At 39.3% G+C, this 4,956-nt stretch carries 4 protein-coding genes; 3 read left to right on the top strand and 1 reads right to left on the bottom strand.

The window, feature by feature from the left end; translation table 11 throughout:
- Positions 1–115: 115 nt before the first annotated feature.
- The gene (locus DN394_RS28110) at positions 116–1,438 is read right to left on the bottom strand and encodes an MFS transporter (RefSeq protein WP_149294441.1); all 1,323 of its coding nucleotides are present in this window, start codon (positions 1,436–1,438) and stop codon (positions 116–118) included.
- 226 nt (positions 1,439–1,664) lie between these two features.
- Between DN394_RS28110 and DN394_RS28105 the strand changes: the two genes are divergently transcribed.
- From DN394_RS28105 to DN394_RS28095, 3 genes are read left to right on the top strand one after another with little or no spacing between them, the layout of a single operon-like run.
- Entirely contained in the window at positions 1,665–3,254 is a 1,590-nt protein-coding gene (locus DN394_RS28105; protein WP_098953895.1) for an ATP-binding protein, read from the top strand.
- A 19-nt stretch (positions 3,255–3,273) separates the two neighbouring features.
- Positions 3,274–3,951 carry a response regulator gene (locus DN394_RS28100; protein ID WP_098953896.1) on the top strand — a complete coding sequence of 226 codons (678 nt, stop codon included), beginning with the start codon at positions 3,274–3,276 and terminating at the stop codon, positions 3,949–3,951.
- Positions 3,948–4,925, top strand: coding sequence for a tripartite tricarboxylate transporter substrate binding protein (locus tag DN394_RS28095; RefSeq protein ID WP_149294442.1), 978 nt, complete (start codon positions 3,948–3,950; stop codon positions 4,923–4,925). The genes DN394_RS28100 and DN394_RS28095 overlap by 4 nt, the downstream gene beginning before the upstream one ends.
- The last annotated feature ends 31 nt before the right edge of the window (positions 4,926–4,956 follow it).

The raw sequence follows: 4,956 nt of genomic DNA, 5'->3' as shown, positions 1-4,956 counted from the left end.
CTATTCGGGTTCACTTCATATAAGTAGAGGTTTTTAAATTATATATGAATGAATTATGCCTTCTTAGATAAAGCAAATCGAGTTCAGGTAAACGAAGAACATAGAATACATAATTTTAACTAGACTTATTATTAGCTAGTTTATCTCCACCAACTAACTCCGCCTCAATCTGCGAAGTCTTCGATGACTCAGCCATACGCCAATACGTAATAAAGCTTATTGCGATACATCCAGCTACGTAGAAGTAGAATAGTGATTCCATTCCGATACTTTTTAGCCATAATGCGATGAACTCAGCTGTTCCACCAAATATCGCAACAGTTAGTGCATATGGTAAACCTACGCCAAGTGCGCGAATTTCAGTTGGGAAGAGTTCTGCTTTTACAATTGCGTTAATGGAAGTGTAGCCAGTAACGATAATGAGGCCGACCATCATGAGTAAGAATGCTACGATTGGTTCTGTCGTTTTTTCCATGAAGAAAAAGATTGGTGCTGTTAGTAATGTTCCGAGAATACCGAATGCCATTAATAGTGGGCGACGTCCAATTTTATCGGATAATAGCCCTGCAATTGGTTGAAGTACGACGAAAATAAGTAGTGCGACAAAGTTAATCCAGCTTACAACTTCTTTCGGCAGACCGACTGTGTTCACCATGAACTTTTGTAAATATGTTGTGTACGTATAAAATGCGACAGTGCCTCCTAATGTTAGGCCGACTACTGTTAATACTGCTTTCGGATGTTTCATAAGAGCGCGAACAGTTCCTGCGCTTTCGCGGTTTTTAGATTCCATGTTTGAGAATTGCTCCGATTCATCCATCGTGCGGCGAAGCCATAATACAGCTACTGCGCCCATCGCTCCAATAATGAATGGAATACGCCATCCCCAAGCTTTCATATCTGGTTCGCTTAGTAATTGCTGAAGAACTATTTGAACGCCTAACGCAACCATCTGTCCAGCAACGAGCGTTACATATTGGAAGCTTGAATAAAAACCGCGGCGACCACTACTAGCCATTTCAGATAAATACGTTGCGGAAGTTCCGTACTCTCCGCCGAGTGATAATCCTTGCAGTAAACGGGCGAGAACTAAAATAATTGGTGCCATAATGCCGATGCTTTCGTAACTAGGTGTACAGGCGATAATTAAAGAACCACCGGCCATAACTGTAATCGAAAGCGTTAATGCTGCCCGGCGTCCATGCCGATCCGCATAACGTCCCATTAATAAACTTCCGATAGGGCGCATTAAAAAACCAACTGCGAAAATAGCTGCTGTGTTCAGTAACTGACTCGTTGGATCGCCTTTAGGAAAGAACTCTGCTGAGAAGTAAACAGCGAAAGCAGAGTAAACGTACCAGTCGTACCATTCAATTAAATTGCCGACAGAACCTTTGAAAATATTGCCGGCGACTCGATTAGATTTTGCTTGAGCCATAATAATTCCTCCTCTTGCTTATAAATAAAATGATAATTATGAAAGCGTGTTCATTGTAGTTGAATTGTAATGTCTATAGAATAAAATCTCAATATTATGACAATTTTATTCTTTTTGTACTTTATGTACATGGAGAGTTTTAATAGTTGCTTCATTATTAGTTTTGTCATAATAATAGAAAAAAGGAGATTGATAGTTTTGAATATTTTATCAAAGGATATGAAGCATGAAGAAATCACGCAAAGTGTCATTACAAACGAAAATAGTAAGCTTAATTATTACGTTAATTTTATTTGTTGTTCTCCTATTAGCAGGAATATTTGTTTACATTCAGTCCGTTGATACGAAGCGCCAAGTGGAACAGCTAGCACTGCAAACGGCTAAATCTCTTTCTTTTATGCCAGCTATAAAAGAGGCTTTCCAAAATAACGAGTATAAAAATAACATTCAATCTATTGCGGAACAAGTTCGTGAGCAAGCTGGTGCAGATTACGTCATTATAGAAGATCGCTTTGGGGTGATGTATTCCCATTCTAATTCGGAATTGATTGGTACAAAGAGTAACAATCCATATAACTATGAAGCACTCACTTTTGGTGGCTATTATGCGCTTGAAGGAAATGGTGAAAGTGGTCCGGCTTTAATGGCGAAGGCACCTATTATTGTTCATAACGGAGACTACGATCAAGTAGTAGGCGTTGTGACAGTGGAGTTTCTAATAAAAGGCATTGAATCTAACATATTGAGCAGAACGAAAGAAATTATCCTCTTTTCCTTAGCGGTGTTACTAGTTGGAATCATTGGTGGCATTCTTTTAGCACGTAGCATCCGTAAAGATACACTCGGTTTAGAGCCGAATGAAATCGCAGCGCTATACAGGGAACGAAGCGCGATATTACTATCTATAAAAGAAGGGATTATCGCGATTGATCAAAACGGTTTTATTACGATGATGAACACATCTGCAGAAGAGATGCTACATGTAAATGATGATTATATGCAGCAGCACATTTCAAAAGTTTTACCGGAATTCAATATGGAGAGAGTACTAGAAAACGATCAAGAAATCGCATTTCAAGATAAAGTGTTTATTTTAAATAGGACACCGATACTTGAAAATAACAGTACGGTAGGAGTTGTATGTAGTTTTAGAGATAAAACAGAACTGCAAAACCTTGTGAACACAATATCTGAGGTAAGAAAGTATTCTGAGGACTTACGCGCTCAAACACATGAATTTACAAATAAGCTGTTCGTCTTATCAGGATTACTTCAGTTAGGACATTACAAAGAGGCAATTGAATTTATCCAGCAAGAATCTAACATTCATCAAAGCCAAAACCATATTTTATTCCATCAAATTCATGATGCAAAAGTACAAGCTATTTTATTAGGAAAAATCGGAACAGCGTCTGAGAAGAAAATTGATTTTCATATTGAAGGAGATAGTGCGCTTCATCCGTTACCAGACCATATAAAAGTTTCGCACCTTATTACAATCCTTGGAAACATAATCGACAATGCGTTTGATGCGGTGAGTGGACAAGAGGAAAAGAGTGTTTCCTTCTTCGTTACGGATATTGGGCACGATATTGTATTTGAAGTGATAGATAGCGGGATAGGAGTACCGGCAGAAAAAATCACGACCATTTTTCAAAAAGGATTTTCAACGAAAGGAAACAATCGTGGTTACGGACTAGCAAATGTGAAAGAAATGGTAGATCTACTAGAGGGAACAATTGAAATTCAAAACGAGAAAAATGGAGGAGCTATTTTTACAATTTACCTTCCGAAAACATTGAGAGAAAGTACATGACAAACAGGGGGATGGGCATATGTTGAAGGTTGCAATTGCAGAAGATGATTTCCGCGTCGCGCAAATTCAGGAAGAGTTTTTATCAAAAATAAAGGACGTAAAAGTGATCGGAAAAGCATTGAACGCGAAAGAAACGATGGAATTACTACAAAGGGAAGAAATCGATTTACTTCTATTAGATAATTACTTACCAGACGGAATCGGAACAGACTTATTGCCGAAAATTCATGCAGACTTTCCAGACGTTGACGTCATTATGGTTACTGCGGCAAATGAAAACCATATGCTAGAAAAAGCAATTCGAAACGGCGTAAGTAACTACCTTATAAAACCGGTCACGTTAGAAAAATTCGTTCGCACAATTGAAGACTATAAAAGAAAGAAGCAATTATTACATGGTAACAATGAAGTGAATCAAGCACTTATCGATAGTTTCTTCGGCACTTCGCAAACACAAGACATAAAAAACTTACCGACGGGTGTTGATCCGTTAACACTGCAAAAAGTGAAAGGAATTATAAAAGGATTCGAAGAGGGTATTACAATAGAAGAAATGGGAGAACAAATGGGGGCCTCCAGAACAACCGCAAGAAGGTATTTAGAATACTTAGTAGCGACAAACGAATGCACAGTAGAGTACACATACGGCATTATCGGACGACCAGAACGAAAATATCGAATAGGACGAGGACTATGAAAAAGCGATTATTACTATGTATATGGATCATGACAGGAGTAATAGCTGGTTGTTCCTCGGAAAAATCCCATACGAATAAAGTGAACATCGACAAAGTAGAAATCGTTGCGCCAAACGTTCCAGGAGCAGGATGGGACTTAACAGCGCGAGCGATGCAAAAAACGCTAACAGAAGAAAAAATCTTCACAAAACCAATCACAGTCACAAACAAAGTAGGTGGTAGTGGTGATGTCGGCTGGAAATATACGAAACAAAAAGGCGGTCACGTACTGGCGATTAACTCAAGCTTACTCGTAACGAACAACCTACTAGGCCACAGTAAACTAACATATAAAGACTTCACACCGCTCGCAACACTCGCATCGGACTGGGAAGTCGTTGTCGTACTAAAAGACTCAAATATAGAAACCGCAAACGAACTAATGGAACAACTAAAACAAAACAAGAAAAACTTCAAAATTGGCGTTGCCCCCGGCCTAGGAAACGACGATCACCTATCCTTCGTACAAGTAAGCAAAGCCTTCGGCATAAACCCTGCCGAACTACAATTCTTCGTCTACGAAAATAAAGAAAAAATCATAAACGCTCTAACGAACAAACAAATTAGCGCCGCAACCATGACCCTATCCGAAGCCGAAAAACAATACAAAGCCGGCAAAATAAAAATACTAGCCGTATCCGCACCAAAACGACTAGACCGACTACCAGAAATCCCAACCTGGAAAGAACAAGGAATCAACGTCATATTCCAGCACTGGAAAGGTATTATGGGACCAAAAGATATGACGGAGGAAGAGGTTGCTTATTGGGATGGTGTCATTAAGAAGATGGTGGAGAGTGATAGTTGGAAGGGGATTTTGAGGGAGCGGGGTTGGGAGAGTTTTTATAAGGGGAGTGGGGAGAGTAGGGGGTTTTTGGAGGAGAGTTATGATTGGTATGGGGGGATGGTTGGTGGAGCTAAAGTTGATAAGTAATTTTAGCAACCTCAACTCATGAAATATTGAT

This window comes from Bacillus sp. BB081 (genome assembly GCF_008368895.1).
GTDB lineage: Bacteria > Bacillota > Bacilli > Bacillales > Bacillaceae_G > Bacillus_A > Bacillus_A wiedmannii.
Note: the sequence above shows the minus strand (reverse complement) of the source record. Positions and strands in the feature narration are given on the sequence as shown.